The 1,304-nt window shown below is 70.4% G+C and carries 2 protein-coding genes; both read left to right on the forward strand.

All coding sequences use genetic code 11. The features are described 5' to 3' along the window. A partial coding sequence (locus tag ACIRS4_RS37315) for a thiolase family protein (protein ID WP_404204585.1) occupies positions 1-999 on the forward strand: 999 nt, incomplete at its 5' end. Then, positions 996-1,304 (forward strand): AMP-binding protein (locus ACIRS4_RS37320; RefSeq protein WP_404204587.1); only part of this gene is annotated, 309 nt, incomplete at its 3' end. The genes ACIRS4_RS37315 and ACIRS4_RS37320, both read left to right, overlap by 4 nt.

The following is a 1,304-nucleotide window of genomic DNA, read 5'->3' on the forward strand; positions in this document are numbered from 1 at the left end:
ACCGCCTACACCGGGACGGCGACCACGTCGATGGCGTTGTCGCGCTTGATGTATCGGCACCTGGGTGCGACCGGCATCCCGATGGTGCAGATCGAGAACGCCTCCGCGTCGGGGTCGAGCGCCTTCCGGCAGGCCTACCTCGATGTCGCCGCGGGCCTGCACGATGTGGCCATCGCGGTCGGGGTCGACAAGCCGCTGAACCTCAGCATGCCCGCCCGCGCGGCCGGGCTGGAGGACCTGGTCGGGAATCGGCTGCTGCCGGTCTCGCATTTCGCGCTGCTGGCCTCGCGCTACATGTACGAGACGGGCGCGACGCCGGAGCAGATCGCGCGGGTGGCGGTGAAGAACAGTCGCAATGCCGCCCTCAACCCGAATGCGCAGCGCCCCAGGGCCAGAACGCTCGAGGAGGTGCTGGCCCCGCCGGCCCTCAGCGGCGTGCTCACCCGCCTGCAGTGCTGCCCGATCGGGGAGGGTGCGGCCGCCGCAATCGTCGTCTCCGACCGGGCGATCACGGACCTAGGCCTCGATCGGACGCGCGCGGTACGGGTGCGCGCCTCGGCGCTGCGGTCGGAAACCTATTACGGCACCGAGAATTTCGATGCCGTCCTGACCGCGGAAACCACGGCCGAGGCGTTGCGGGCGGCCGGCGTGAGCATCGACGACGTGGATCTGATCGAGCTGCACGACGCCTTCACGGTGGAGGAGCTCGTCTATCTCGAGGCCATGGAGGTGTGCAAGCCCGGCCGCGCCGCGGCCGCCCTGGCCGGGGGCGATTTCGATATCGGCGGCAAGGTCGCGGTCAATGCCTCCGGCGGACTGCTGTCCATGGGACATCCGATCGGGCCGACCGGCGTCGGGCAGATCGCGGAACTGACCGTCCAGCTGCGTGGCGAGGCCGGGGCGCGACAACATCCCGACGCCCGAATCGGCTTGGCGCACATGGTCGGAGTCGGCGCGGTCTGCGCCGTACACGTGCTCGCACGCGAGGAGGAATCATGAATCAACCCGACAAGGGATCCCCGGAGTTCTGGGCCGCTCATCGACCGGACGCGCCCGCGGTGGTCAGCGGCGGCGTCGTCCTGACCTACCGGGAGTGGAACGACGCGGCCGACCGGGTCGCGGAGGGCCTGGCCCGGCACGGGCTGACCGGTGGCGATCGGATCGGCACCAGGTTCCGGCTGGCGCCGGAGTACTTCGTCGTCCAGCGCGCCCTGCAGAAACTCGGCGTCGCCCAGGTGGCCGTGAACTGGCGGCTGACCCCGGAGGAGACGCTGTACATCCTGCGCGACAGCGGCGCGAAAGGG

This window comes from Streptomyces sp. NPDC101166, assembly GCF_044768125.1.
Taxonomy (GTDB): Bacteria; Actinomycetota; Actinomycetes; order Streptomycetales; family Streptomycetaceae; genus Streptomyces.